The 26,001-nt window shown below is 58.3% G+C and carries 26 protein-coding genes and 1 tRNA gene; 8 read left to right on the top strand and 19 right to left on the bottom strand.

Annotated elements, in window-relative coordinates:
* The first annotated feature begins 20 nt into the window (after nt 1–20).
* The gene (locus AC1EKG_RS04715; RefSeq protein WP_004806836.1) at nt 21–611 is read left to right on the top strand and encodes a GNAT family N-acetyltransferase; all 591 of its coding nucleotides are present in this window, start codon (nt 21–23) and stop codon (nt 609–611) included.
* 19 nt (nt 612–630) lie between these two features.
* Here AC1EKG_RS04715 and AC1EKG_RS04710 read toward each other — a convergent pair whose 3' ends face one another.
* From AC1EKG_RS04710 to upp, 7 genes are all read right to left on the bottom strand, one after another.
* Nucleotides 631–885, bottom strand: a complete 255-nt coding sequence (locus tag AC1EKG_RS04710) for a ubiquitin family protein (protein ID WP_004806838.1) — start codon at nt 883–885, stop codon at nt 631–633.
* Nucleotides 886–1,968 (bottom strand): GTP 3',8-cyclase MoaA, encoded by a 1,083-nt coding sequence (gene moaA, locus AC1EKG_RS04705; protein ID WP_004806839.1) that lies wholly within the window; start codon nt 1,966–1,968, stop codon nt 886–888.
* 43 nt (nt 1,969–2,011) lie between these two features.
* Nucleotides 2,012–2,611 carry a molybdenum cofactor guanylyltransferase gene (gene mobA, locus AC1EKG_RS04700; protein ID WP_004806841.1) on the bottom strand — a complete coding sequence of 200 codons (600 nt, stop codon included), beginning with the start codon at nt 2,609–2,611 and terminating at the stop codon, nt 2,012–2,014.
* Nucleotides 2,608–3,810 (bottom strand): glutamate--cysteine ligase, encoded by a 1,203-nt coding sequence (locus AC1EKG_RS04695; protein WP_004806844.1) that lies wholly within the window; start codon nt 3,808–3,810, stop codon nt 2,608–2,610. The genes mobA and AC1EKG_RS04695 overlap by 4 nt, the downstream gene beginning before the upstream one ends.
* Before the next feature lie 393 nt (nt 3,811–4,203).
* Nucleotides 4,204–4,992 carry a glutamine amidotransferase-related protein gene (locus AC1EKG_RS04690; RefSeq protein ID WP_004806846.1) on the bottom strand — a complete coding sequence of 263 codons (789 nt, stop codon included), beginning with the start codon at nt 4,990–4,992 and terminating at the stop codon, nt 4,204–4,206.
* A 308-nt stretch (nt 4,993–5,300) separates the two neighbouring features.
* A tRNA-Ser gene (locus AC1EKG_RS04685) sits at nt 5,301–5,386 on the bottom strand.
* A gap of 143 nt (nt 5,387–5,529) precedes the next feature.
* Nucleotides 5,530–6,168, bottom strand: coding sequence for a uracil phosphoribosyltransferase (upp, locus tag AC1EKG_RS04680; protein ID WP_040315125.1), 639 nt, complete (start codon nt 6,166–6,168; stop codon nt 5,530–5,532).
* A gap of 61 nt (nt 6,169–6,229) precedes the next feature.
* Between upp and AC1EKG_RS04675 the strand changes: the two genes are divergently transcribed.
* On the top strand, nt 6,230–6,697 hold the full coding sequence (locus tag AC1EKG_RS04675; protein WP_004806849.1) for a nucleoside deaminase: 468 nt from the start codon (nt 6,230–6,232) through the stop codon (nt 6,695–6,697).
* A 26-nt stretch (nt 6,698–6,723) separates the two neighbouring features.
* On the opposite strand, the gene tal is transcribed toward AC1EKG_RS04675, so the two are convergent.
* From tal to AC1EKG_RS04650, 5 genes are all read right to left on the bottom strand, one after another.
* Nucleotides 6,724–7,830 (bottom strand): transaldolase, encoded by a 1,107-nt coding sequence (tal, locus tag AC1EKG_RS04670; RefSeq protein ID WP_004806851.1) that lies wholly within the window; start codon nt 7,828–7,830, stop codon nt 6,724–6,726.
* Between the two features lie 105 nt (nt 7,831–7,935).
* Complete coding sequence (locus AC1EKG_RS04665; protein ID WP_004806853.1) at nt 7,936–8,922, bottom strand: patatin-like phospholipase family protein; 987 nt, start codon at nt 8,920–8,922, stop codon at nt 7,936–7,938.
* A gap of 176 nt (nt 8,923–9,098) precedes the next feature.
* Entirely contained in the window at nt 9,099–9,938 is an 840-nt protein-coding gene (locus tag AC1EKG_RS04660; protein WP_004806855.1) for a MetQ/NlpA family ABC transporter substrate-binding protein, read from the bottom strand.
* A gap of 84 nt (nt 9,939–10,022) precedes the next feature.
* Entirely contained in the window at nt 10,023–10,709 is a 687-nt protein-coding gene (locus AC1EKG_RS04655) for a methionine ABC transporter permease (protein ID WP_004806857.1), read from the bottom strand.
* Complete coding sequence (locus AC1EKG_RS04650; RefSeq protein ID WP_004806859.1) at nt 10,709–11,737, bottom strand: methionine ABC transporter ATP-binding protein; 1,029 nt, start codon at nt 11,735–11,737, stop codon at nt 10,709–10,711. Before AC1EKG_RS04650 ends, AC1EKG_RS04655 begins: the two co-directional genes overlap by 1 nt.
* Before the next feature lie 246 nt (nt 11,738–11,983).
* Between AC1EKG_RS04650 and AC1EKG_RS04645 the strand changes: the two genes are divergently transcribed.
* Nucleotides 11,984–12,634 (top strand): hypothetical protein, encoded by a 651-nt coding sequence (locus AC1EKG_RS04645; RefSeq protein WP_004806861.1) that lies wholly within the window; start codon nt 11,984–11,986, stop codon nt 12,632–12,634.
* A 92-nt stretch (nt 12,635–12,726) separates the two neighbouring features.
* On the top strand, nt 12,727–13,329 hold the full coding sequence (locus tag AC1EKG_RS04640; protein WP_040315247.1) for a low molecular weight protein-tyrosine-phosphatase: 603 nt from the start codon (nt 12,727–12,729) through the stop codon (nt 13,327–13,329).
* A gap of 77 nt (nt 13,330–13,406) precedes the next feature.
* On the opposite strand, the gene AC1EKG_RS04635 is transcribed toward AC1EKG_RS04640, so the two are convergent.
* The 3 genes from AC1EKG_RS04635 to AC1EKG_RS04625 form a co-directional block, all read right to left on the bottom strand.
* Complete coding sequence (locus AC1EKG_RS04635; RefSeq protein ID WP_004806865.1) at nt 13,407–13,886, bottom strand: hypothetical protein; 480 nt, start codon at nt 13,884–13,886, stop codon at nt 13,407–13,409.
* 192 nt (nt 13,887–14,078) lie between these two features.
* A complete protein-coding gene (gene nrdF / locus AC1EKG_RS04630; RefSeq protein ID WP_004806867.1) occupies nt 14,079–15,044 on the bottom strand; it encodes a class 1b ribonucleoside-diphosphate reductase subunit beta in 966 nt (321 codons plus the stop codon).
* A 26-nt stretch (nt 15,045–15,070) separates the two neighbouring features.
* Nucleotides 15,071–15,823 carry an alpha/beta hydrolase gene (locus AC1EKG_RS04625; protein ID WP_004806868.1) on the bottom strand — a complete coding sequence of 251 codons (753 nt, stop codon included), beginning with the start codon at nt 15,821–15,823 and terminating at the stop codon, nt 15,071–15,073.
* 181 nt (nt 15,824–16,004) lie between these two features.
* Between AC1EKG_RS04625 and AC1EKG_RS04620 the strand changes: the two genes are divergently transcribed.
* From AC1EKG_RS04620 to AC1EKG_RS04605, 4 genes are all read left to right on the top strand, one after another.
* Entirely contained in the window at nt 16,005–17,747 is a 1,743-nt protein-coding gene (locus AC1EKG_RS04620) for an ABC-ATPase domain-containing protein (protein WP_081499184.1), read from the top strand.
* 11 nt (nt 17,748–17,758) lie between these two features.
* Entirely contained in the window at nt 17,759–19,339 is a 1,581-nt protein-coding gene (locus tag AC1EKG_RS04615; protein ID WP_004806872.1) for an MFS transporter, read from the top strand.
* A gap of 117 nt (nt 19,340–19,456) precedes the next feature.
* Nucleotides 19,457–19,984, top strand: coding sequence for a Cys-tRNA(Pro) deacylase (gene ybaK, locus AC1EKG_RS04610; protein WP_004806874.1), 528 nt, complete (start codon nt 19,457–19,459; stop codon nt 19,982–19,984).
* Between the two features lie 279 nt (nt 19,985–20,263).
* Complete coding sequence (locus tag AC1EKG_RS04605; RefSeq protein ID WP_004806876.1) at nt 20,264–20,479, top strand: hypothetical protein; 216 nt, start codon at nt 20,264–20,266, stop codon at nt 20,477–20,479.
* Nucleotides 20,480–20,590: 111 nt separating this feature from the next.
* Here the strand turns inward: AC1EKG_RS04605 and AC1EKG_RS04600 are convergent, their stop codons facing one another.
* From AC1EKG_RS04600 to AC1EKG_RS04585, 4 genes are all read right to left on the bottom strand, one after another.
* Complete coding sequence (locus AC1EKG_RS04600; protein WP_004806878.1) at nt 20,591–21,727, bottom strand: zinc-binding dehydrogenase; 1,137 nt, start codon at nt 21,725–21,727, stop codon at nt 20,591–20,593.
* Between the two features lie 228 nt (nt 21,728–21,955).
* The gene (locus tag AC1EKG_RS04595) at nt 21,956–23,548 is read right to left on the bottom strand and encodes an MFS transporter (RefSeq protein ID WP_410482968.1); all 1,593 of its coding nucleotides are present in this window, start codon (nt 23,546–23,548) and stop codon (nt 21,956–21,958) included.
* Between the two features lie 164 nt (nt 23,549–23,712).
* Nucleotides 23,713–24,909 carry a Gfo/Idh/MocA family protein gene (locus tag AC1EKG_RS04590; RefSeq protein ID WP_004806884.1) on the bottom strand — a complete coding sequence of 399 codons (1,197 nt, stop codon included), beginning with the start codon at nt 24,907–24,909 and terminating at the stop codon, nt 23,713–23,715.
* A 221-nt stretch (nt 24,910–25,130) separates the two neighbouring features.
* Complete coding sequence (locus AC1EKG_RS04585) at nt 25,131–25,994, bottom strand: sugar phosphate isomerase/epimerase family protein (RefSeq protein WP_004806887.1); 864 nt, start codon at nt 25,992–25,994, stop codon at nt 25,131–25,133.
* Nucleotides 25,995–26,001: the final 7 nt, after the last annotated feature.

Below are 26,001 nucleotides of genomic sequence, written 5' to 3'. Positions count from 1 at the left end.
GCCGGCTTAGTGTTGAAGTCATGATCGAATACAGACTTGGCACCGACGCCGACCGCGCCGGCATTGTGGCAGCAGTATCCACTGCGTTCTACGACCAATTCAAAGCCCTGAGCTCAGACAAGAACAAACTGATCGAGGGACTATCCCACGCGGTAGTGCCCGACCGCTTCGTGATTGCTATCGAGGACGGCCAAGTGGTAGGCGTAGTGGCAATTGCTTTCGCCGGGCGCAATCCCTTCAACGTAGATTACTCGCAGCTGGCTAAGGTTCTCGGCCCCATCTATGGGCACATCGGCGGGCGCGTGCTGGAACGCGAGGTACGCCCTCCTGTGAAAGTTGGCACGAAAGAGGCGTTTATCAGCTGCGTTGGCACCATTCCCGCCGCGCGTGGCAAGGGCGTGGCAACGGGAATGCTCCGCAAGGCACTTGAAGTGGCGCCTGCCCGCACCTACATTTTGGACGTGATGGAAGGCAACGAAAAGGTTCTTCCCCTATACGAGGGCGTCGGCTTCCGCATCGTCGACCGTGTGAAGGAACCCTTTGGGCGGCTCCGCGGAATGTACTTCCGCTACATTCTTATTCGGCCCGGTCAGCGCGGCGGGCGCAAGTAAGCGCCGCGGCGCGGGGTCTTTACCCCCCGGCGAAGGGCGGCAGCACCTCTACCGAGATCTCGCCATCTAGGCGCACCGGGTCAGCGCCCAGCGCCTGCCCGCCCACAATCAGGGCGCACACATCTACCACCTGGGCGAAGCGTTCAGATTTTCCCACCTTCAGGAGCTCTCTGAGGGAAGCGGCATCAACCGTTTCAGGCAACTGCACACTCTCTTGGCGAGTCCCGGCGGCGTCTGCCACTCCCGCAAAATAGGTCACGTTTGCTGTAGGCATTTATCCTCCAATCGCGCTCATGGGCCGCGAAGGGCTCAAGAAACTAGGGTCATTTATACCGTGCCCCGGCTGCTTCTCCCACATCGCAGCCTGCCACACGGCGGCGATTTCCTGATCTGTGGCGCCCCCGCGCAGCATCTTCCGCAAATCTGTTTCTGAACGCGCAAACAGGCACGAGCGGATCTGCCCATCCGCGGTAAGCCGGGTGCGGTCGCAGTCCCCACAGAAAGGCCGCGTCACAGATCCAATAATGCCGATGCGACCACCCGGATGATCCGCGCCAGGCATCACATCCCACTCTTCGGCAGGGGACGCGCCCCGTTCGCGCTCCGGACGGTGGCATAGGTCGAAGTGAGGGCGCAGAAGATCCAAAATATCGTCGCGCGTAACCATCTGTTCGCGCTTCCAAGACCCACGTGGGCCCAGTGGCATGAATTCGATAAAGCGCAGCTCGTAACCGCCCCGCAGCGCGTAGCGAACGAGTTCCGGCGCCTCGGATTCGTTCACGCCGGGCATCAGCAGCGCGTTCAGTTTTACCGGCCTCAATCCGGCCCGAACCGCAGCTACGGCGCCCTCGGCAGCATCCTTGAACCGGTCCCGCCGCGTCAACTTCAAATACCCGGCGCGGGTAGCCGAGTCCATCGAAATATTCACCCGATCCAAGCCGGCATCCGCCAAGCCTTGGGCGCGATGCTTCAGCCCCAGCCCGTTGGTGGTCAGGGAAATATCTAGTTTCTTTCCCCGCCAAGTGCGCAAGTTGGCCGCCGCTTCCACCAACTTTTCCAGGCTGCGACGCATGAGCGGTTCCCCGCCTGTAAAACGGATCTCTTCAATGCCGCACAAGTCAACTCCGATGCGCATCAGGCGTACTATTTCCGCATCGGTCAGAATCTGCTCGGTAGGACGGAAGGCCACGCCCTCTTCGGGCATGCAGTATTGGCAGCGCAGATTGCAGCGATCCGTCACTGAGATGCGCATGTCTCGAGCTACTCGGCCATGCTTATCCACCAATTCGGCCACGTCTGGGCGATCGCGCGGATCAAGCTTGGTTTGCACTAGTGGCAACTCGACGAGTGTTGACAAAAAACCTCCCTATCCAGGGCTTTAGTCTAACTAGCCTAGTTATTCAGTGCAGTTTTAGTAACCCTTCTAACGTTTTGACATCCGCCCACGTATCTACATCCGTGCAGTTGCGGTTCACATCCGGCACAAACGCCAGTTTTGCAGGGGAAAAGGTGCGTTTGACCGACACGTTTCGGGCGTTTTCAGGCAAGATTTTGCCCAGCGCGCCGGCCCGATATACGCCAAGGGCGTACTGGGGGAACGTACCATCCTCAGCGGCGGTGGTGGGGGCGGCCCCGTCCAGCCCCGGTTCGAGGGCGGCAACCAGGCCCAGGTAGTTCGCTGGGGCGAGGGGCGCATCGCAGGTGGCCAGGCCGATCAGACCGTCGGTAACCCCGGCCCTTCTTAGCGCTGCCAGTCCAGCAGCGAAACCGGCGACCGGGCCGCCAAAAGGCGGGTCTTCCAGAACGCGCACCACCGCAGCTGGCACCTGCACCTGCGGCGGGGCCACCACTACCACGGTGGCCTCGGGCGCCACCCTGGACACCTGATCGAGCTGCCAGTCCAGCAAGCGCCTGCACGCCACCTCCAAGTCCGGCTTCGAAATACCACCCAGCCTGCGGGCCGTGCCCCCCGCCAGGATAACGACGCCTTCAATGGTCACCGATTCCAACCCCGGTTCCCTTCGGCCGGCACGTGTACGCCCTCCAGCTGTGGTTCGAATTCGTGAGGGCGGATCGGCGCCCCCGCCTTTAGTTCAGCCCGGAGGTAGGCAACTACGGCCTCCAAATTGCCGGTAGTATTCGCAACCTGCAACTGCCGCTGGTAGCCAGCCCCTGTGGAGACTATCTCGTGAATAAATCCCAAATCGTCTAGGCAACCTAGGTCAGTGGCGGCAGGCTCAAGCCAATCGAGCAGATCAGGAAGAGTATCGGTGATCAGCGCTTCGTCGCCCTCGGCATTTTCGATAAGAATCGCATCCATACCGTAGCGGGCGGCCCGCCACTTGTTCTCAGCCAAGAACCAGTCAGGCACCCTGGCCAGCGCACGTCCCGCATCCAGCTCCCGCGAAGCCGTTTCCACCAGCGAATGGATCAGCGCCGCAAAGGCACGCAATTCGGCCAAGTTGGAGGCAGCATCGCACACGCGCACTTCGATCGTTCCCAGCTTTGGCGAAGGGCGAATATCCCACCGAATCTCGTTGAAAGAATCAATCACGCCGGTCTTCAGCATGTCCGCCGTATACTTTTCTAGCCCCTCCCAGGAATCGAACTGGCGGGGTGCGCCCGCAGTGGGAAGCTGCTGGAACACCATCGCGCGGTTGTCCGCATACCCCGTGTTGGTCCCCGCCCAGAATGGGGAGGAGGCGGAAATGGCCTGAATGTGGCCCAGCTTGGTGGCCAAGAAGTTCTGGATCGGCATCACCTTGTCCCGATCCTCGATGCCCACGTGCACGTGCGTGCCAAACAGCAGCATCTGCCTGCCCCAGAACTGGGTGCGATTTACCAGTTCGCCGTAGCGGTCAGAATCGCTGACACGCTGGTATGAGGGCTGGGCAAAGGGGTGCGATCCCGCCGAGGCCAGTTCAATGCGCAATCGCGAGAGGGCTGGCTCCAGCTGTTCCAGAGCCTCTTCCATGTCGGCTGCACACCCGGCAACCGTCGTGTTCTTACGCGAGACTAGTTCGACCGTGTTACGCAGCATTTCGCCGTATATCAAAGTTGTGTCGGGGTGCGCTTTCTCAGCCTCAGCAATCACCGTATCCGCACATTGGCGCAGGTCATCAGAGTCTTTGTCGATTAGCTGGAGTTCCCACTCCAAGCCAATCGTCGACCGTTCCGAGCAAGCAAAGTCAATAGCCATGGTTACATGCTCCCGTAATTTCTCTAGCGCCGCCAGCGATCCAGACAAGTGACAGCAAAATCGTACTTGGCATCCCACGACCGCGCCGCCGAGTGTCCAAAGGTAGAAACCACGCCGCATTGGCCCTGCCTGCACAGTTGCGGTAGCGCGGCCGTGTAGCTGTAGGTGCCGCCCTCGGGGGAGGTAATTGGGAAGCTAGCCGGGCATGTCGAATCTTGGTGCTGTCGCCGACCTCTGGTGAAAATTGACGAGCCTTGGTGTTTTCGTCGAACCTTGGCGATCTACACCATGTTTCGCGAAAAGCGCCAGGGTTGAAAAATAACACCATGGCTCGCGGGTTCTCCCTTTTCGAGGGCGAACTCCCCAGTCACTTACAGCCGCCCCCAGCGGCTACTAGGCGGGGAGTTGGCAGCGGAAGCGGTTGGCAAATTCGGTAATTACCTGGTTTGCTCCTTTGACGTCAGCTGCGTTGCAACGGGCTATGACCTGGGATTTCTGAGCAGCCGGGTAGTAGGTGTCGCCGTATGAATTGATGCGTATATGCATTCCTGCAGTGGTAATTTCGGGGTGGAATTGGGTGCCGTACACGTTCTTACCCCACCGGACCATCTGCACGTGACAGAACGAGCCGGACGCCAGCAGGGTGGCGGTGGCCGGAAGCTGGCCGACCGCATCCGAATGCCCTGTGTAGGAGCGGAATATGGCGGGCAATTTACCTGTTAGCGGATCGGCTTTCCCCGCATCTGTAAGCCTGATTTCTGGCGCCTGCAGGTCTTCAGCAAAACCGCCCACCAGCATTCCGCCGGTGGCTCTTGCCAACGTCTGCAGTCCGAAGCAGATACCTAAAGTGGGAAAATCCTCCGCTACCACGCGGCGAGCTAAAGCAGACACGCGTTCTTCTACCAGCAAGTGCTGGGCGCTTTTCGTTTCTTGAGGGTGGGCGTAGCCAAACGGCGAGCCTGTAATTATGACTCCCGAATACTTAGTCAGTTCCAGCTCTGTGGCCGGATTAGGCTCAGAAGGGTTCAGGAGGGAAACTTGGTGGAGCTCCGTATCCGACATATTGCCCCATTCTTTAATTACAGCCACCTCATCCTCCGCTATGAGCCCAGGTGGGCGGCAAACGGCAAGCAGGAATGGCTTCGAATAGGATCGCGGGGTGTCATTTACGTGCTCTGCCATACCGCCACCCTAGTCGAGCTGGTATTACCGGCGCGAACGGTGTCCATATTCCTTCGCAGGTGTCTAAATTATTAGCCCGAGGGCGGGCTGGTGTCGCCTTTTTGTGCCTTTGCTTTTTGCGCCTCGTCTAAAAGTTTTGGAAGCTCGTAGAGACGAAAAATTGTCGAACCCCACCGCCAGGGCGTGGTAGGGGCCGGGAGGGAACCCCGCACCCCGCGAGCGCGGACGCTTATGCGTTGCTTATGCGTCGACAACCGCAATAGTAAAGCCCCTAACCTGTTTTCCCAGGTCAGAGGCTATTTAAATAGCGGTGGAGGTGGGATTTGAACCCACGGTGGCTATTAACCACACAGCATTTCGAGTGCTGCACCTTCGGCCGCTCGGACACTCCACCAAAGCTCACTAATAGTGAGCCCAGAGACTCACTATACAAAACCGCAAGGGTTGACCTCAAATCGGTTGACAGTGAGACGTCCCACCCGCGCCGCGCCGGCATATTGCCTAACCGCGAACGCGAGTTTCACGCCAAGTAACTAACTAGTCGACAATGCCGTACAGGCGGTCGCCTGCATCGCCAAGACCAGGGACGATGTAGTTATGCTCGTTGAGCCCTTCGTCCTCGGCAGCAACAACCACATGCACGTCGGCGCGGTCGCCGATTGCTTCCTGCATGGCCTTGATTCCTTGTGGGGCAGCCACCAGCGAGGTGCAGGTGACGTCGCGAGCCCCGCGCTCCAGCACGTAGTTCACAGCGGCTACCAGGGTGTGCCCGGTTGCGAGCATCGGGTCTACCAGGAATACCTGCCGATCAGTCAGGTCGTCAGGCAGGCGGTTCGCGTAGGTTTCCACGGCTAGCGTCTCGTCGTCACGGACCATGCCCAGGAAGCCAACTTCGGCTGTGGGCAGTAGGCGAGTCATACCGTCGAGCATGCCCAGGCCGGCACGCAGGATTGGGATCACGATGGGGCGGGGTTCAGATAGCTTCTTTCCACCAGTCGGCGCGACCGGGGTTTCAACCTGCACGTCCTCGACGCGCACGTTGCGGGTGGCCTCGTAGGCTAGCAGAGTTGTTAGTTCGTCTACGATCATGCGGAACGTGGACGAGGGCGTGTTCTTGTCACGCAGGACGGTCATCTTATGGTTTACAAGGGGGTGGTCAAGCACTTTCAAATCCATACCTTTAGGCTACCGCGTTGCCCCTGGATACGGGTAGACAAGGCCCTGGTACCTTAAAACCATGAATTGCCACTCCCGCTGGACCCCACTTCTGCGCCGTACTCTGGAACTTGCCGAGGACGGCGGCTCTTTTGGCGAGGTGCCGGTGGGCGCGCTAGTCGTCACGGCCGATGGGCTGGTAGTTTCTGAGGCGCGCAACGCCCAGCGCGCCCCCCATTTCGATCCGACTGCACACGCCGAGGTGCTGGCGCTGCGGGCTGCTGGGGCCGCCCTCAGCAGGCACACTCTGCAGGGCTGCACACTGGTGGTGTCGCTGGAACCTTGCACTATGTGCGCCGGGGCGGCCGTCCTGTCCCGCGTGGACCGCATTGTCTTTGCCGCATGGGATCCGAAGGCTGGCGCGTGCGGGTCGATCCGCGATGTGGCCCGCGATTCCCGTTTGAATCACCGCCCCGAAGTGATTGGCGGGATTTTAGAGGGCGAAGCCCGCGCCCAGCTGCACACTTTCTTTTCCGATTTACGCAGCTAGAGCGGGCTTTGCCGCAATGGTTTAGGCTACTTGGAAGCGGCGAGTGCTTCCTTCACGCTGGCGAGTAGTTCCTCCCAGGCGACCTCAAACTTCTTGACGCCCTCGTCTAAAAGCTGGCGGGAAACGGCACTAAAGTCGATTCCCGCTTCTGCTAGCGCTGCGAATACCTGATGGGCTTCGCCGATGTTCGCGCTGACCGCGTCTCCGTGCAATTCAGCCGATTCAGCCACCGCTTTCATGGTTTTTTCGGGCATCGTGTTGACGGTGTCGGGGGCGGCCAGTTCGTCAACGTACAAGGTGGGTTTCAGCGATGGATCCTTCACGCCCGTCGAAGCCCACAGTGGCCGTTGTTTGGTGGCACCATCCCTCGCCAGTTCTGTCCACCGTTCCTGCTGTAGCGATTCCTGGTAGGCCTCATACGCTAGGCGCGCATTGGCAACCCCGGCCTTGGAGCGCAGCTGAGCTGCCTCTTCGCCACCCTTCTTGTCCAACAGCGAGTCGACCAGCGCGTCTACGCGCGAAACAAAGAAGGAGGCCACAGACGTAATAGTGGAAAGGTCGATGCCGGCCTCGCGCGCCTTTTCCAACCCAGCCCAATAAGCTTCGACTACCTGTCGGTACTGCGGTACCGAGAAGATCAGCGTCACGTTGACGGAGATGCCTGCCCCGATTACCTCGGGAATTGCTTCCAGTCCCGCGGCAGTGGCGGGGATCTTGATCATCGCGTTAGGCCGATCCACTACCTGCCACAGGTTTTTCGCAGCTGCTACTGTTTCTTCTGCCTTGTCGGCTAGGCGGGGGTCCACTTCGATGGACACGCGTCCATCGCGGCCGTGCGTGGCTTCGTAGATGGGCGCAAACAGATCGCAGGCAGCGCGCACATCATCAGTAGTCATTGCTTCGATGGCAGCGCCCACGTCGGCGCCTTTGGAAGCCAATTCCTTGATCTGGTCCGCGTATTGACTACCCGTTCCAATTGCAGCATTAAAAATGGCCGGATTTGTGGTCACACCAACCACCGAGGACGAATCAATCAGTTCGCGCAGATTGCCCGATTCCAGTCTGCCTCTGGACAGGTCGTCCAGCCAGATAGAGACGCCAATTGAAGAAAGTTCTAAAAGGTTACCGCTCATTAGTGCTCCTTCGCCGTAACACCAGTTACAATTCACAGCGCTGCTGTTACTTTTCGCAGCTTCGCTGTTAATTATACCTGCCGTGAACACTTCCGGCTGCAGTTCTTAGCTTTCTAACTCATCCAGCACGCCCGCGGCCAATTCCCGGCCGTAATCCATCATTTCTTGGGCCCGGTAGAACTCCAAAGTTCCCACCTTGTCGATGGGAATCTCGATCGTGGCGCTGACCGGATTAGAGGCCGCCCGGTAGCGGTACACCAATTCTTGCATGGTAGTCATAGACATGTCCGCCACCTGCCAGGTAGATATGCCGGAGGGCAACTTTTCCGGCCCCCAGTTCTCTTGCGGATCGTTGCCCGCCTCGGGATTGCCTGGTTCAGTAATCTGCCCGCACTCTTCTTTTTGCGGCTCTTCAAAATAGCGCGTGATCTTGTGGAACAGTTCGTTGTCCGTAAGCGCAGTAACGCCCTTGTTAATGGATTTAGCGAGGGCGGAGCCCTGCCTTTCTGCCTCTATTGCTTTTCGGAGGCGGTCCCGCGGGTGCGCATCTGGGTGGCCGTACAGGTTTACCGCAATGGTCGCATCCGATACCTGCGCCAGAGTAGGTTCAACCGGCACCGGATTTACTAGGCCGCCGTCTGCCAACAGTCTGTCCCCCATCAGCACGGGAGTGAAGATTGTGGGGATGGAAATGGAAGCACGGATCGCCGGATACAGTGGCCCCGATTGGAACCAAATTTCGCGCTGCGACAATAAGTCTGTAGCCACCGCCGTGAAGGGAATAGACAGCTCTTCGATGCGTGCCGACCCGGCGATCTCCTCGATCTTCTTGAGTACTTTCTGGCCGCGCACAATGCCAGCCGACCCCAGCGCCGGGTCTACTAGGCGCACCACGTCCGTGCGCGTCAAAGATGCCGCCCACTGCGCCACTTCGGGTAGCTTGCCCGTCCCGTAGACGCCACCCACTAGCGCGCCCATCGACGCCCCCGCGATCGACACGATCGTGTGTCCGCGCCGTTCGACTTCTTCGATCACGCCAATATGAGCCCACCCGCGGGCTCCACCCGAACCTAAAACCAAGCTGATGCGCATACCCCTACCCTACCGGCCCAAAGGCAAAGCTACTCTGGACAGCACAAAAGTTGGATGGATCCCTTCCGCCACTGCGACACACCAGAGCGCCGCCCCGCCCTCAAGAAATGGAAAACCCCCACCGGCAAAACCGGTGGGGGTCCGCTGCGCGGCACTAGCGCCTGCGTCAGCTCAGCTTAGAAAGCGGGGATGACAGACTTGTCAGGCCAGGTCTTTTCGATGAAGTCCTTGACCTCCTTGGAGTGCAGGTCCTTCTCTAGCTTCTTGACTAGTTCGCTCTTCTCTCCCTTACGCCACACCAGCAGGTTGGTAGCCGGGTTGTTTTCGGTGGATTCTAGTGCAATAGCCTCGGACTGCTTCAGACCGCCAGCCTGTGCGTAGTTGCCGTTGATGACGGCAATGTCAACGTCTGCCAAGGAACGAACCAGCTGCGGGCCGTCTACTTCCTGGAATACTAGCCCCTTCGGGTTGAATTCCTTGGAATTCTTCACGTCGGCAACTGCCAGGTTCTGCTTCTTGGGTAGCTTGATTAGTCCCTGCGCGCCCAGCAGGCGTAGAGCACGGTCCTGGTTGGTGACGTCCTGAATGATGCCTACCTTGTCGCCTTCCTTCAGGTCGTTTACGTTCTTGACCTTCTTCGAGAAGATGCCCACCGGCTCTAGGTGAACGGATTCGCCCGGCTCGAACTTGTAGCCGCGCTGCTTAGATTCGTTGTTCAGGAAAGGAATAGTCTGGAAGTAGTTGGCATCCACCTCGTGGGTTTTCAACGCTTCGTTCGGCTGGACGTAGTCGTTAAATTCCTTGATGTCAATCTTGTAGCCGTGCTTGGGGGCGACTTCCTTGTTCAAGAACTTTAGGATCTGGGCGTGCGGGGTGGGCGAGGCTGCCACCACAATTGTGTCAGACTTGCCGGAAGCAGATTTGCCTTCCTGGCCGCTGTTAGAGGAGCCGCAGCCGGTCAGTGCTACGGCGGTTACGAGGGCGGTGGTTGCTGCTAGGATGTTGCGAATTTTCACGATTTTGCTTCTTTCTTGGGAATATAAAGAGTCCGAAAGTCTAAGTGTTGTCAGCTAAGGCGCTAGGGCCCGACTAGTAGAGCCTTAGCGGTGATCTACTAGCCGGCTGAGCATGTCACCGATCAGCTGAATAACTTCAACTATGACGATGACTACCAGCACTGCCAGAATCATGACGTCGGTTTCGAATCGGTTATATCCGTAGGAGACAGCCAAGAAGCCTAGGCCGTCCCCACCCAGCATGCCGGTGATGGCACTGTAGCCAATCAGGGTGATGACAGTGACGGTAATTGATTGGATGAGGGCGGGCAGCGCTTCGCGGATCTGCACGTCGAACATGATTTGCCGACGGGAAGCTCCCATCATTTTTGCCGCTTCAATCTTCCCGGGTTCAATCCCCAGCAGGTTTGATTCAACAAGACGCGCAAAGAAGGGAATTGCGCCCACGGTTAGCGGCACGATCGCGGCTTTCCATCCGATCGAGGTCCCGGCCACCATCCTGGTGAACGGGATGATTGCCACCACCAGGATGACAAATGGGAAAGATCTGCCAATGTTCACGATTGTACCCAGGATTTGATTCACTGCCCGGTTCGGGAACAGGCCCCCTTTGCCGGTGCCAACTAGCACCAGGCCGAGGATGACGCCGCCAATTACGGTGAGCACCGACGAGATTGCGGTCATAGCCAAAGTCTGCCAGGTGGCCGTCCACAGTTCACCGCTCTGAATCACGGGAATATCTGTGAGGCCGGATAGTAGGGAGGCGTTCATTAGATGTCCCTCACTTCCGCGCTGGTGCCTGCGTTACGCATGGCTGCAATGGTTTCGTTTACTTGGTTGGGTGGCACAGCTAGAGCTAATCGGCCTACCTGTGTCTGCCCTACGGTTTCGAAAGTGCCCGCAACAATGTCGGCTCCAATTCGGGCGGCGGCACTCATGACCGCCGATCCCTTAGGTTCGCCCGGGTGGGCGGTAAATGCCACGTCGACGACTGCGGCAGACTGCCCGTTCAGCACGGGCTCGTCCTCTATCGAGGGCGGCGGCACTAGTTCGCGCGACAGTCGCGACTGCGGGTCTTCAAGGACATCTTCGATACGTCCGGATTGAATTACCTGGCCGTTTTCCAGCATGGTAACCGAATCGCAGATTTCGCGGACAACACCCATTTCGTGGGTGATGATCAGGACGGTCACGCCCAGGCGGTCGCGCACGTCCGAGATCAGCTGCAGAATCTGCCTGGTGGATTCACTATCGAGGGCGGAAGTCGGCTCGTCGCATAGCAGCACGGGCGGGTTGGTAGCGAGGGCGCGGGCAATACCGACGCGTTGCCGTTGCCCGCCGGACAGCTGTGCGGGGTACGAGGATCCGCGAGCGGAAAGGCCAACCAGATCCAGCATTTCCTGGACGCGCTCATGCCTTTTGCCGGATTTTACTCCGGCAAGCGATAGGGCGTAGCCGATGTTGCCAGCGGCCGTACGCGAATCCAGCAGGTTTGCGTTCTGGAACACCATGCCGATGTTTAGTCGCGCCTGCCGCAATGCCGATGAACGCAGCTTCGACAGGTCTTTGCCAGCAACGGTAATTGATCCCGACGTCGGCTTTTCCAGCGCACACAGGCATCGGATCAGGGTTGATTTACCGGCACCGGACTGTCCGACGATGCCGTGAATGTCCCCTTTAGGAACGGAAAGGTTGATGTTGTCGAGGGCAATTACGTCCTCTTCTTTGCGGCGCGGATACCGCTTAGTAACATCGCTGAGTTTAATGAGTGGCGAGTCGTCCGTTGGGTTATTCGTCATCCACATCCTTCCATCGGTCCTGGCGGAAGCACCCTCACCACGATGGCGGGTTGCTGCAGCGTACGAGCCAGGTCTCTGCGCTACTCTTGATGGTCCGTTTTGAGCTTAAGGCCCTTACTATCTTCACGCAAACTCATCTTGGTATTTAGTAAGTGAGCCCACTCACCTGCACCCTTAACTGCCGCCATTTACCTTAGAGAGGTCAGACTTGTGTGTTTAAAGTGCCTTATGTGGCAAAGTAGAATCATGAATTCTAATAATGCCCCTCAAGGCGGCGAGGCAGCCCATACTAATTCCACCCTTCACCTAGGCGATCCTAAGATGGCTAACCTCCGCACTGACCTGGGCAAAGCGTTGCTCGTATTGCAAGAGCGTCTGCAGGGCCAAAACAGCCTGAGCCTTGTCGAGGACGGGAAAGTGTTTCTTCCCGACGCCCAACGTGTAACGATCGCGGTAGCCATGATTGTTTCTAACGCAATGCAGGCGTTAGGCGTATCCGAGAAGGATCTGACCGATCTGATGGCGCACATCCACGACGATCTGGCAGCAAAGTTTGAGCAGGGCGACGAGGCCGCCCGTGCCTCTCTGCCTAGCTTTGACGCGATCTACTTTTCTCTTTTGGGCAAACCCGACCAGTGGCGGGAAATGGTTGACGCCATGAGCGCCCTAGAGTTCGGCACGCTGATGCTGATGCTGCCCGAAACCGCCGTTGGGCTTATGACCATTCCTACTGGTGGGGATCGGGAACCGCTCAAGCCACTGCTGGCTCGCGCCTACGAAGAACTTGCCAAGATCGATGCGGCTTCCCCTCAGGCGAGCCAGGATTTGCAAGCCGATCTTGCTAAAGCCCAGCAGGCTGGGCGCGAGGCGGAAACTGGCGCACAACAGGAGGGGTAGGCACCCGGTTTCTGTGCTCGCCCCCCCTAGCCTGGATAGTCTCCGCGAGCTGCCAGGATGCATATATTCGCATGTCGGGTAACAATGAGGTTATGAATACCTCAGGGCCATACCGGATTGAAATGGTTTGCACGGGCAACATCTGCCGTTCCGTAATGGCACAAATTGTGCTCGACACCCAGCTGCGGAGCGCGGGCACCCAGGGCGTGATCGTGTCGTCCTCGGGAATCTCCGACGAGGAGCACGGCAACCCCATAGATCGGCGAGCAGCTAAAGCGCTGCGACAGGCAGGCTACCCAACCCCGTTGCACCGGGCCCACCAGTTGGATGCGAACACGTTTGCGTCTTCGGATCTAGTGCTGGCTATGACGTCCACTCACTTTGCCCGCCTTGAGCAGCTGGCGCGGGAGGCGGGGCTTGAGGCTTACCCGGGTGCTTCCGGGCCGGGCCGCGTAGACCTGCGAATGTTCCGCAGCTTTGACCCTAACCTTGCGGTTTCCCCAGCTGAACGGGGCGAGGGCGACCCCTTCGCCGACGCTGAACCGGAGGGGGACGCACAGTGGCTACGGCGCCGCGAATTAGACGTGCCCGACCCGTGGTATGGCACCGCTGCCGATTTCGATCAGACTATGCAAACGGTCGAAGAGATATGCCCGCACATCGTTTCCTACGTGCGCAAGGTGACCAACCAGTAAAACTGCCCGCTAACGCCGAGACCGCGCTTGCCCCTATGGTGCCGCCGTGGCAGGCATGCCGGGCTACCATATTCCGGCTACGCTCCGCCCCGCCTGTAATCGGCATCTGGCAGGGGAAACTGCCACACCGGGCGGCCGGCAGTTAGCAGGGTACACAGGCATAGCACAAACAGGGTCAGCTCGGCCAGAGCTGGCAGTACGATCTTGGTGTCATACAGGCGCAGCGCCTCAAAGATGCCGCGAGCGCAGTCCTCGTTCGCAATCACCCATACTCCCCCCAGGGCAAGGCCGGCGTTCATGACTCGCATTCCCTGACAGCCCCACAGCACCGGGCCCCAGGAAGGGTTGCTCTGAAACAGGTAGGCACCCAAGAAATAGGTCACTTCGGTGGCTGCGATCAGGAGCGCCAGGGGGCGACACAGCCACGACACCGCATTTTCGGGCCACATCACCGTGCCCACATAAAGTAGTTCTATAGCTACCAGCGCGACCAGATCCAGCCGCTCGGCGAAACTTGTCAGGGTTTTTCCCCGACCAAAAAATCCTTCGGTAAACACGGGCGCCCCTCCTTGGTTTTTCCGGTTCCTCACTGAACCTTGCCCTGTTTGAAACCATTATCTATAAGGGAATTCGGCCTAGTCAACAATCTTTTGGGCCGGCAGGTAAAAGTTGGAAGCCCCCAAGCACTTGCCGATCGCCCTACAGGGGCTAGGAAAAACTTGGGGGCTGACAACGCCGCTCCGGAAAGGTTAGAAGTCCCAGTCTCCGTCCTCGGTATCAACAATGTCACCGATTACGTAGGAGGAGCCGGAGCCACTGAAGAAGTCGTGGTTTTCGTCAGCGTTTGGCGACAGTGCCGCCAAAATAGCCGGGTTCACGTCTACCGCTTCGGCGGGGAACAGCGCCTCGTACCCCAGGTTCATCAGGGCCTTGTTGGCGTTGTAGCGCAGGAACTTCTTTACGTCCTCGGTCAGTCCGAGCGGATCGTATAGGTCCTCGGTGTACTGTTCCTCGTTCTCGTACAGTTCGTCCAGCAGGTCAAACGTATATTCCTTTAGTTCTGCCTGCCGCTGCGGCGATGCCTCATTGACGGCCACCTGGTACTTGTAGCCAATGTAGTAGCCATGTACGGCCTCGTCGCGGATGATCAGACGGATCAGGTCGGCCGTGTTGGTCAGCTTAGCGTGTGCCGACCAGTACATGGGCGCGTAGAAGCCGGAGTAGAACAGGAAGGACTCCAGCATGGTGGAGGCGACCTTACGCTTTTCCGGGTCATCGCCCTCGTAGTACTTTTCGACGATCAACGCCTTGCGCTGCAACGCCTCGTTTTCTTCGGACCAGCGGAAGGATTCGTTGATCTCTTCGGTGGAAAGCAGGGTAGAGAAGATGGAAGAGTACGACTTGGCGTGCACAGATTCCATGAACGCAATGTTGGTGTAGACAGCCTCTTCGTGCGGGGTGCGCGCGTCCGGGATCAGCGAGACCGCCCCCACGGTGCCCTGCAACGTATCCAGCAGAGTCAAGCCGGTAAAGACGCGGTTGGTCATGGTCTTTTCGTCGTCAGTCAAGGTCTTCCACGAAGGAATGTCGTTCGAAATCGGCACCTTTTCAGGCAACCAGAAGTTACCCGTCAGGCGGTCCCACACCTCGACGTCCTTTTCGTCCTCGATCTTGTTCCAGTTGATCGCCTTGATTACGTGATTATTGCCGAACATGTTTCCCTTCTTCTGCCGTCATTCCACTACCAGATAGGTGCCACTGATTCTAACGCGGCTGCCATCTGCGGATTCCAGTAGCCATAGTCGTGTCCGCCACTACCTTCAGTGTATTCGTAGGCCACGCCAAGCTCTTTAGCGAGGGCGGCAAAACGCCTATTCATATCTAGCAGCCTATCTTCGGTGCCGCAGCAAGCCCACAGTTTTGGCAGCGCCGCCGGGTCTGCCTTCTTCAGCTGCGCCAGCAAATCGTGGACAGACCCGCGCGCGTCGTCGAGGCCGAACACGTTCCGGTATAGGTCCGGGTGGCGGGAGTGGAAGGCATCCTCGGTAATGTCGGTGGTTCCAGACAGGCTGATGGCCGCGCGGTAGAAATCCGGTTTAGCCAAGGCCGCTTTCAAGGCCCCATACCCGCCCATAGAAAAGCCGGCCACGATCCTGCGCGAGGGCGAAGCTGCCCCCAGCGTCGCCTCTATGTATTGGGGCACTTCGGTAAAGGCCCAGTCCGCCCATGCCAACCCATATTTCGCGTTCGTCCAAAATGAGCGTTCGCCCGAGGCAAACACGAACAGTGCGTTATATTTGTCTGCCCACCGTTGCACGGGCGCATAGGTAGACCAGATGGACTGGTCGCCGCTCAGGCCGTGCAGCATGTAGGCAACTCTGCCGGGGGCGGGTGCGTCCTCGGCCAGGTCGCGCTCGTTTGGCGCTATCACCGTGATAGAAGTGGCCATCTGGAGGGTAGCCGAGCGGATCCCGTCAATGCTTATGCGTGCCATAGCACAACCATATCGGCCAACCCTGTGTGGTGGCAGCTACTCCTTTCTTAGTTTGTAAGGCGGTGGCGCGCCCGCCCTCGCTTTTTGGCAAAAGAAGACAAAATTGCACTAATGCATAAGAAATGTTGTGACTTTACACTGCGACCGGGTGGGATTGGTGCCGCTGTCCTATTGTGGAGGCATGAATAATTTTCGCGGCAAACGAGGAAAAGGTAACCATCACGGCAAAGGACGCCGCGAGCCCTTTGGCGGGGGTACCGCAGACCAACTGATTGAACATCTACACAAAATGGACGGTTCTTCCTATGGCGCCTACAAGCAATTGGTGGGCGCATGGGATTACGGCGATTTCGTTCTTCATATTGAGCGCGTCCAATCTGACCCGTACGCTCCACCGTCAACCGTGCGCGCCGAGATCCCGGCCGAGGTCGCGGGTCTTCCCGACTTCGCTACTGCTTCTGCGCATGCCCGCCTTGCGGCGGCCGACTACTTCCACAGGGATTTTTCTGCCCGCATCCGTCCGGAACGCGACCTGCGGGTGGCTTACACCGGCCAGACGGTGCTGAACCGTGGCGCCGTAACAGTAAACGAGGACGGATCTATCCAGATGCGCTTCCAGGTGCAGTTCGCGGCACGCGGACGCCGTATTCTGGGACACGCAATGGCAAACCTGGTGGATGGCCCGCTCCCCGATTCGGTGCTGGACACCATCGATTTCGCCTCCGACGAGGCCGTTGCAGACGAGGCGGCGCTGAAGAAGCACGTGGAATCGGTTGAAGACTGGTTCGCGCTGCAGCAGGTTCTAAAGGAGAAGGATCTGCTGGCTTTCATTGCGGACGATTCGATCCTGGCGCGCGCCTCCGGCGTTGACGAGCACCCGATGGAAAACGCGGTGGCTACTAAGGCTCCCGAGACTTTGGCACTGCAGGTGGAGCTCCCGCACGCCGGCAAGGTCCGCGGCCTGGCGCTACGCCCAGGTGTCACCCTGATTGTGGGCGGCGGCTACCACGGCAAGTCGACGCTATTGGACGCCCTCATGAATGGCGTGTACCCGCATATTCCCGGTGACGGACGCGAGCTGGTGGCCACTACGCCGCTGGCCGTGGCTGTGCGTGCCGAGGACGGCCGGGCAGTTACCGGCGTGGACGTCTCCGCGTTCATCTCTAACCTGCCGTCGGGCGGAGACACTTCCCGTTTCACTTCCCCAGATGCTTCCGGTTCTACTTCGCAGGCTGCTGCGATCGCCGAGGCCGTCGAAGCGGGCTCCAACTGCCTGCTGATTGACGAGGATACTTCGGCTACCAACCTGATGATCCGCGACTTGCGGATGCGACAGCTGGTACCAGATTCGGGCGAGCCTATTACCCCGTTAGTTGACCGTATCCGCGGACTGGTACGGCGGGGAGTTTCCTCAATTGCGGTTATGGGCGGTTCCGGCGACTACCTAGATCGGGCTGACACGGTCATTTGCATGGACAACTACGTGATCACCGATGTGACCGAAAAGGCGAAGAAGATCGTGCAGGATGCTCCCAGGCAGACCGCTGCGGACTTGGATTTCCCTGAAGTCGCAGCTCGCAAGCCCCTGGCCAACCCCTACGAGGGCGATCGCGGCCCGAAGGTGCGCGGCAACACCTCGCGCATCTCGCTAGACCGCCAAGACATCGACATTACTGCCCTCGAACAGGTCGTTGAGGCAGGTCAGGCCGATGCTATTGGGTGGTCGCTGCGCAAACTGCAAGACGAGGTTTTCAACGGCGAGCGAACCCTGAAAGAGGCTGTCGACTACCTGTGGGAAAAGGAGTACAGTAACGGAGGTCTTGACGCCCTTCGACCTCGCTCCGGCTTCCTAGCAGAGCCGCGCACGATCGACATAATCGCTGCCGCTAACCGGATGCGCTGGCTAAGGCTGAACGAAGAATAACTGAGGAGCATATGTCCCAATCGCCATCTTTCATCAACCGCCCAAATCCGGATGACCCGAAATGGGTGCGCATCCCCGAGTCAGATCGGGTGTATAACCGCAATCTGATTCTGGTAGTTCTACTCATTCCGTTGGCCATGTCGCTGATTCAGGTGTCTTCGGTGAATGTGGCGTTAGAGACGATAGGCTCGGCTCTTAGGGCTTCCCAGACCTCATTGCAGTGGGTGCTATCTGGCTACGCCCTTTCCTTCGGAATTTTCCTAGTGCCGTCAGGCCGATTGGGGGACATTTTTGGCCGTTCCGGCGTGTTCACAATCGGCCTGGCGCTGTTCACCATCGCGTGTACGGCGTGCGGTTTTGCTACTAGTCCGGTAATGCTGAACGTGTTCCGCGTGCTGCAGGGCATGGCTGCAGGCATCTTCAGCCCGCAGGTAACCGGCATTATTCAGCAGTATTTCCAGGGCCAGGCCCGCGCCCGCGCCTTTTCTATGTTCGGCCTAGTAATTGGCGCGTCCGTTGCCGTTGGCCCACTGTTCGCAGGCTTCCTGATCGAAACTTTGGGGCCTACCAACGGGTGGCGTTCTTCGTTCCTGTTCAACCTTCCGCTGGGCATCATCGGCGTAATCGCAGCCTTCCGCCTTCTGCCTTTCGGCAAGGAACGGCGGCACTTTATGGGAGCAAAGAAAGTCAAATCTGACGCCTCCGAGTCGAAGACTAACCTTCCAGCCGAGCAGGCAAATGCCTCGCAGGCTACCCAGAAGATTGACCTGGACCCGGTTGGCATAGTCCTTCTGTCCTTGGCAGTCCTTTGCATCATGCTTCCGTTTATGAGCCACGGGCACCCGCTCATGTGGTCTTTGATTCCGCTGGCGATCATCCTGACCGTCGTGTGGATTTGGTGGGAGAACCGCTACAAGCGCCACGGGCACTTCCCCATGGTTGATCTGTCCCTGTTCAAGCTGAAGTCCTTCAGCTACTGTGCGGCCATTTCTGCCACCCAGTTCCTGGGCACTACATCGCTGTTCGTCATTTTTGCAATGTACCTGCAGGCCGGGTTGGGCCAGTCGGCTTTGGTTGCCGGTTCCATCGGCATTCCGAACGCTATCGTCTCGGCGCTGGCCGCCCTCTGGTCCGGCAAGCATGCTCTGAAGTCTGGCCGCCAGGTGCAGATTCTGGCTCTGAGCTTCCTGCTGCTAGGAGTCATTACCCTGATCGGCACCGTCTGGGCAGTCAACGCGGGAGCCTCGTTCTGGTGGATGTGCGCCCCGCTCATGCTGTTCGGCTTCGGGCAGGGTGCTATGGGCGCTGCAAACCAGACGCAGGCGATGCTGGACGTACCTGTCGAGCACGGCGGGATTGCCGGTGGCATTACCCAGACGGCACAGCGCATTACCACCGCTATTGGTAACGCGGTCATGACGGCAGTGTTCTTCGCAGTAGTGGGCAACCAGCAGACCGCTTCGAAGTGGGACTGGTCCATGGGTATCAGCGCCGCCTACGTCCTAACCGCATCTATTCTGGCCGTCGCATTGGTCATTGCGATTGTCTACTGGTGGGATTTGGCAGGCAAGAGGCCGCGCAACCGCAAGTAGTAGGCGCGCGGGGCAGCTACTGAAACGTCGAGGAGGGGGCACGTCCCCCTCCTCTTCTTTATCCCGGTTCTAGCAGCGTGGGAATTTCGCTGCCCGGCACCGGCCTACAATTGTTCCATGTCGAAAAAACGTGGCACAGGTAAGGTCGAGGCAGGAGCCGCCACCCCGGCATTGGAGGCCCTCGATAAGGCAGGCGTCAGCTACGAGGTGTTAGAACACCCCCATGATCCGCGCACCAAGCAAGGATTCGCCCTCGAGGGGGCAGAACTGATGGGCCTGGATCCGGATACCGTTTATAAGACGCTTATGGCCCGCGTCGATGATTCTGAGGATGTTGTGGGCATCGTGCCCGCTACCGCCACTTTGAATTTGAAGCAGCTAGCCAAGGCTGCAGGTGGGAAGAGGGCGGAGATGCTTCCCGTTGCGCGCGCCCAGGTTGTTACCGGCTACATTGCCGGAGGAATTTCCCCGCTGGGGCAGAAACAGCCTCACCGCATCTTCCTTGACGAATCCGCTATTTTGCAGGAAGCCATCCATGTTAGCGCTGGCAAGCGCGGCTGGTCGGTAAAACTTGAGCCGGACACTCTGCTAGCAGTGTGCAAGGGAACCTACGCGGCTATCGCCGATTTCAAACACCATTTCTAGGCTGGCTAGTTCTAGCCCGCGTTAGCTCTACGAGACGCAAAAATTTGCCAACCAACGTTTAGCGCGTGCCAAAGTGCTTCTTTTTTGCCGCCAAATCCCTGGCCTACCCCATTCCACACGACATTCACCCAGGTCAGCAGCGTATGAATAAGGTCATAGTAGTTGGCGCGCGCTAAAAAATCCTGTAACCTTTCGCCCTGGTTTTATATGTCCTAACATTGTTACCGACAGCGAGGGACAAGAGAGATCCCCCAGCAAATAAGCCTTTCAGGAGGAAAAATGACTCAGATGTACCTAGCAGGCGTGAAGCCCGAACTGACCACCGGCGCCCTGACCGTCGCACTCTTTGCGCTAATGCTCGCAGCCATCGTAGTCACCTGGATCGGTGTATTCACCTCGATCTTCCCGATGGCAATCATTGGCGGATTCGCAGTCGCCTTCACCGGCATCGCAACCGCCTTCAACATCGGAATCGCCGCAGCACACAAGAACTAGGCTGCGCCTAACACCTGGGCTACTCACAGCGGTGAGTGGCCCAATATTTTTGCCCTTTTGCATACAAATAGTCGGGGCCGACTAAGAGCCGGCCCCGACTACTTTTCGCTTTTACAGAGACATGTCAACGACCGCGCGCCCGTTTATCTTGCCTTCCTTCAGCAGCTGGTAGCCCTCGTTTGCATCCTCCAGTGCGAAGTGGCGGGTAACAACATCTTGGTAGTGGATGACGCCCTCTTCGGCTAGGCGGACTACCTCGGGCAGATCCTGGCGAGTGCGGGCACCGTAGGAGCCCAGGATGGACTGGCCACGGCGGACGGTGCGGTTGATCTCGACACCGGCAGTTTGCACGCCAGCGCCCAACCCGATCGGAACCATGCGACCGCCGTCGGATAGCACGTCGAGGGCGGTGGTCCAGGTTGCGGGGATGCCCAGCGCTTCGAAGGCCACATCTACGCCAGTGCCACCCACAATGTCGACGATAGCCTCGTGGATGTTATCCACCTTGGTCGAGTTGATTACGTCAGTTGCCCCCAATTCCTTCATGGGTGCCAGCTTCTCGTCAGAGACGTCGATGGCGACTACCTTGCGGGCGCCAAACGCGCGGGCGATAGAGATGATGTTCGAGCCAACGCCGCCGGTCGCAACAACCGCGCAGGTCTCCCCGTACTGCAGGTTCGCGCCCCGGCGAACAGCGCCGTAGGCGGTCAAGGCCGCACAGCCCAGGATCGATCCGGCTACGGGATCGATGTTGTCCCCTGCCTTGGTTACCGAGGTGGCCGGGATGACGCAGTATTCAGACAGGCCGCCCATGGAGTACATCCAAATCGGGTTGCCGTCCAGGTCGGCCAGGCGTGTCTCACCGTCGTACAGGGTGCCGTTGAGCCGGTTCATCGAGAAGAAGGGATCACACAGATCGTCGCGGCCCTTGGAGCAGGCTTCGCAGGTACCGCAGGGCATCAAGAATGCGCCCGCCACCTTGTCGCCAACTTTCAGATCGCGCTTGTCGTTGCCGGGGCCGATCTCGACGATCTCGCCTGCAACTTCGTGCCCTAGCAGAGCGGGCATTGGGAAGGCGATGGCACCGTTGATGACGTGCAAATCCGAGTGGCACATGCCGCAAGCTGATACCTTCACCAGTACTTCGCCCTCGCGCGGGTGAGGGGTGCGGATTTCTTCAACGTGCAAGCCCTTACCGGGTTCGCGCAACACTGCTGCCTTCATGGTCTGTGGAATGTTCGCCGACATCTATGTCTCCTCTTGCGTTTTGTGATGGCTCAACTGCGAGCGCTTAATTTGAATATAGCCCGACTGCGCCACCTTTGTAAATACATTCACACAAAAATATGTATTATGCGGGAATCGTAAGGCTCTCTTGCGCCCGTCCTCCTCCGAAAGTCCCACCACGGCCTCGCCCCCCACTATCACGAGCAAAAAGGGGGCGAAGCCGCAGCTCCGCCCCCTTCAGAAAAGCCACTACTTCGAATAGATCGAATGCATGTATTTTTCAATCTCGTCTAGCGACTTATTCGACGTTTCCGGCATGATCTTGAACAGCACTACCGCAATAATCAGATTCAGCACGCCGTAGAATGCGTACGTCATTCCCCCACCGAAGGTATCCATCATCTTCGGGAAGGTCCAGGTAATCAGCGCGTTCGAAATCCACATGCAGAACACAGCGAAACCGTTCATGACGCCGCGCACGTTTGCCGGGAACATCTCGCCCAGCATCGTCCACACAACCGTTCCATTGGTGGACTGGACGATCAACATGAACACGCCCATTACAGCCAGAATCAGGTAGGCCGCCCATGCCGGCGGTTTGCCAGGCCCGCCCATTACGGGCGCAATCACAAACTGGAACAACGCCGCAATGGTAAGCAGACACACGCCCACCCCGGTCACGTCAAAGATCAGGATCTGGCGACGGCGGAACTTCGTAATAAGAACGAGCCCGAGGGCGGAGCCAACCACAGACATGACACCATTGGCGACCTGTGCAGTAATCGCTGCCGACGTGCCCATCCCTGCAAACGAAAGCACCTTGGGAGCGTAGTACATTACCGTGTTCACGCCGGTTGTCTGATTCACGATCGCCATGAAAATGCCTACCGCCAACAGCTTGCGCAGCCACGGCGTTTGCAAGACTTCGCGCAGACCGAGCCTCTCAGTGGCATCGTGCTCCATGCGAGCGGCCACCATCTCGTTCAGTTCATCCTCGAGCGAACCATCCTTTTCAGGATCCCGCACGCGCTTCAAAGCCCCGATGGCCTGGTACATCTGATGCTTGATCACGTACCAGCGCGAGGACTCTGGCATCAGGTGCATACCTATCCACAAGAAGATGGCCGGTAGGGTGCACAGAATGATCATCCACCGCCAAGCAGAGCCGTTACCCGCAGTTACGCTCAGCTGCATCATGAAGTCGTGAATAGCAGCCTTATCTGTACCTACTTGCTGGGATACCATCTGGTTCAACGCATCCCAATCGTAGGTGCCCGGCTTGATCGTTCCGGTAGGATCCGCCGCTACCGTCAGCTGCGGGCCGCCATGGGCCGAGTTGATTGCCGCGTTCATCGAAAACGCCAGCAACTGGCCCACAACGATCATTAGCTGATCAACAGCTACGATCATGCCGCGCACCCTCTTGGGAGCAGATTCAGCTAAGAACACAGGAACCGTCGCGGATGCCCCGCCTACAGCTAAGCCTAAGATGGCGCGGAAGATGTACATAATCCACACGTTTGGCGAGAAGGTATTACCAACTGCGCCGATAATGAACAGTACCGCCAGCAGGATGATGTTATGCTTACGTCCATATCTATCTGACAGTCGCCCTCCAAGGAGCGCCCCGAAAGCTGCCGCGAGCGTGAGCACACCACCGATGGCGCCCTCTTCGAGCGCCGTCAGTGACATCCCGCCCGCCCCATGAGGCATATACATGTAGGGCAGGGCCCCCGAGATAACGCCCGTATCGTAGCCGAACAGCAGCGAGCCTAAGGTGGCCACTGCCGCCAGGGCTGCAATACCCCTCCTCTTTCCAGAGGGCGGCGTCTCGGCCACCATTTCCGTTATTTTCTGCGGCGTGAACTTACTATAAAAGTCGCCGCCTGTCGAAGTTGAATCAGTCATTTGCCTCTCCAGAACCGGGACAACCGCGCAGATTTCCGCAGCTGGCAGTCATGTTGACACCAGCACGCCTTCAATCTGCCTGCAGCAGCCCCCTCTTTCTATTTGTCGAAGGTGGTGTGCTCGGTTACCGGGGTCACTTCGTGCCACTTGCCATCGCCCGCCGAGGCCTCAACTGCGGCATCTACTTCTGCAGCGGACCACCCGTCGGCTGCCGAGGGGCCAATCTGCCTCTGCTCCAAAATGCCCTGGATAAACTGGGCAGCTTCTACCACCTTCATGTCGTCAAATCCCATCGATGTACCAGCTCCTGGCTGGAAGCGCATGAAGTCGGGGAAGTCCGGGCCTGCCATGGCGTTCGTGTAGCCCTGTTGGAAGCCATTCTGGCGCCCCAGGCAGATCTGCAGGTGATTCAGATCTTCGAAGTTCCACCGGATGGAACCGTCAGTACCGTAAATTTCCACTATGTATTCGGCGCGCGGCCCCACTGACACACGAGAGGATTCCATCGTTAGCAGCGCCCCGGATTCGAACCGGCCGATGACGGACACGTAGTCTTCGTTTCCTACCGGGCCTTTCTTCTCTGATACTTCCCAGCCCGTATGGCCGATGCCAGCCTTCAGGGGGATCGGACGTTCGGTAATGAACGTGCCAGTTTGTGCCGTTACCGCGCTGATGCGATCTTTCAGCAGATACTGCACTAGGTCTTCGCCGTGTCCTAGCAGATCCAAAATTACGCCCGCACCAGCTTTTTCCTTTGAATAACGCCAAGTCAGCGGCCCTTCTGGGCCGGATGCGTAATCAGCGATGAGCCACACGCGAGCATTGGTAATAGTCCCCAACTTGCCCTCGGCAATTAGCTTGCGCCCCAGTTCAATAGCCGGCGTGTGCCGGTAGTTGAACCCGACGGAAGTGATCAAGCCGGCTCGGGCTGCGCCCTCGGCAATGTCTTTTGACTGGGCTGCGGAAATGCCCATGGGCTTTTCAATCCAGAACGGCTTGCCTGCCGCAATGGTCGCCATCGCAATTTCGTGGTGCAAGAAGTTTGGGGCGCAGATCGACACAATGTCGACCTCTGGATCGTTTAGCACCTCGTGGTAGTCCTCTACCGCTTTCGAGAACCCTAGGTTTTCTACCGCTACGCGCCTGTTTTCTTCGATCAGATCACAACAGACCACAAGATCGATGTCCACTTCTAGCTCTGGATATTTCTCGCGCAGAGCCTTGTAGGAGCGGGTGTGCAGCCTGCCCATCCATCCAAGCGAAATTACTCCTACGCCAATTCGTTTCCTGGCCATGGTTGCTCCTTTGCACTAGGCCTCGCGTGGGACCAGCTTCCCAAGCGATATTTGTCACTACAAAAAAACATTAGTTCAAAGACGGTTTAGACACAAGGCCCTAAGACCTAGACTCCCCTCTCACCAGCATTAACGGCGCACATGCGCCTTTGGCGGAGACAGTGCCCTGCCCCCGCCAAAGCGATGTGGAAGAAACAAATCAGCGACCTATAGGCAACCCCCTAAGCGAATTCCTTTTGCAAGCGCTCCAGAATCCGCTTGTTAATCTGGTCCGCCCATTCATGCCAGCCGAAGACGCATACGCTCAGCACCCCGTCAAAGTTCATGTCGTGCAACGTGTTGAAGACGGCGTCCCAATCTACCTCGCCCTTCCCGATCTCGTTGTGCTGGTGCACGCGCGCGTCCACCCCCGGCGGGTTAATGATGTAGCGGTTGCCGTCGTTAGCAGCGTGATTGAAGACGTCGGCAACATGCACTTCCCTGAGCTTCTTCCCACTACTGCGCAACATCCGCTCCACATCTCCCTTACCTTCGGACAGGTGGAAGGTGTGCGGGCAACAGTATTCGTAATTTACCCACTCCTTATTCACCCCGCGCACCAGACGCAATGCTGCATCGTGAGTCTCGACGAAGTCGTAGGGGTGGGCTTCCATATTCAGCGCGATGCCGTACTTTTCGAAGTCACCTTCCAGTTCTGCCATGGACTTGTACCACTGGTGTTCACATTCCATGGGGGTGTTCGGATTCCCAGAAAACTCCGAGGTGATCTCGCGACAGTCCAGCTGATCGGCGATCTCCAGTAGCCGCCGCCAGTTGCGCACCTGTGCCATGCGCTCCTGCTCGTCCACAGAAGACCAGTTGAACACCGGATTGAGCGTGCGAATACGCACCCCTGTCTTCTTGGAAGCCTTCATCAGGTCGGCAACGTAGTCGTCATCTGCCTTTGGGTAGTGGTGCCAAAAGTGGAAGTCCGCGTTGGGGGAAAGCTCCACATTGTCATACCCCAGCTCTCGCGCCTTGCGAAGCGTATCGGGCACCGACATGGAAAAGTAGTACATATTTGGATCAAGGGCGATATCTACCATTTGTTAC

The sequence above is a fragment of the Winkia sp. C0117E2 genome (assembly GCF_056590455.1).
This window is presented reverse-complemented; position numbering and strand designations above follow the sequence as displayed.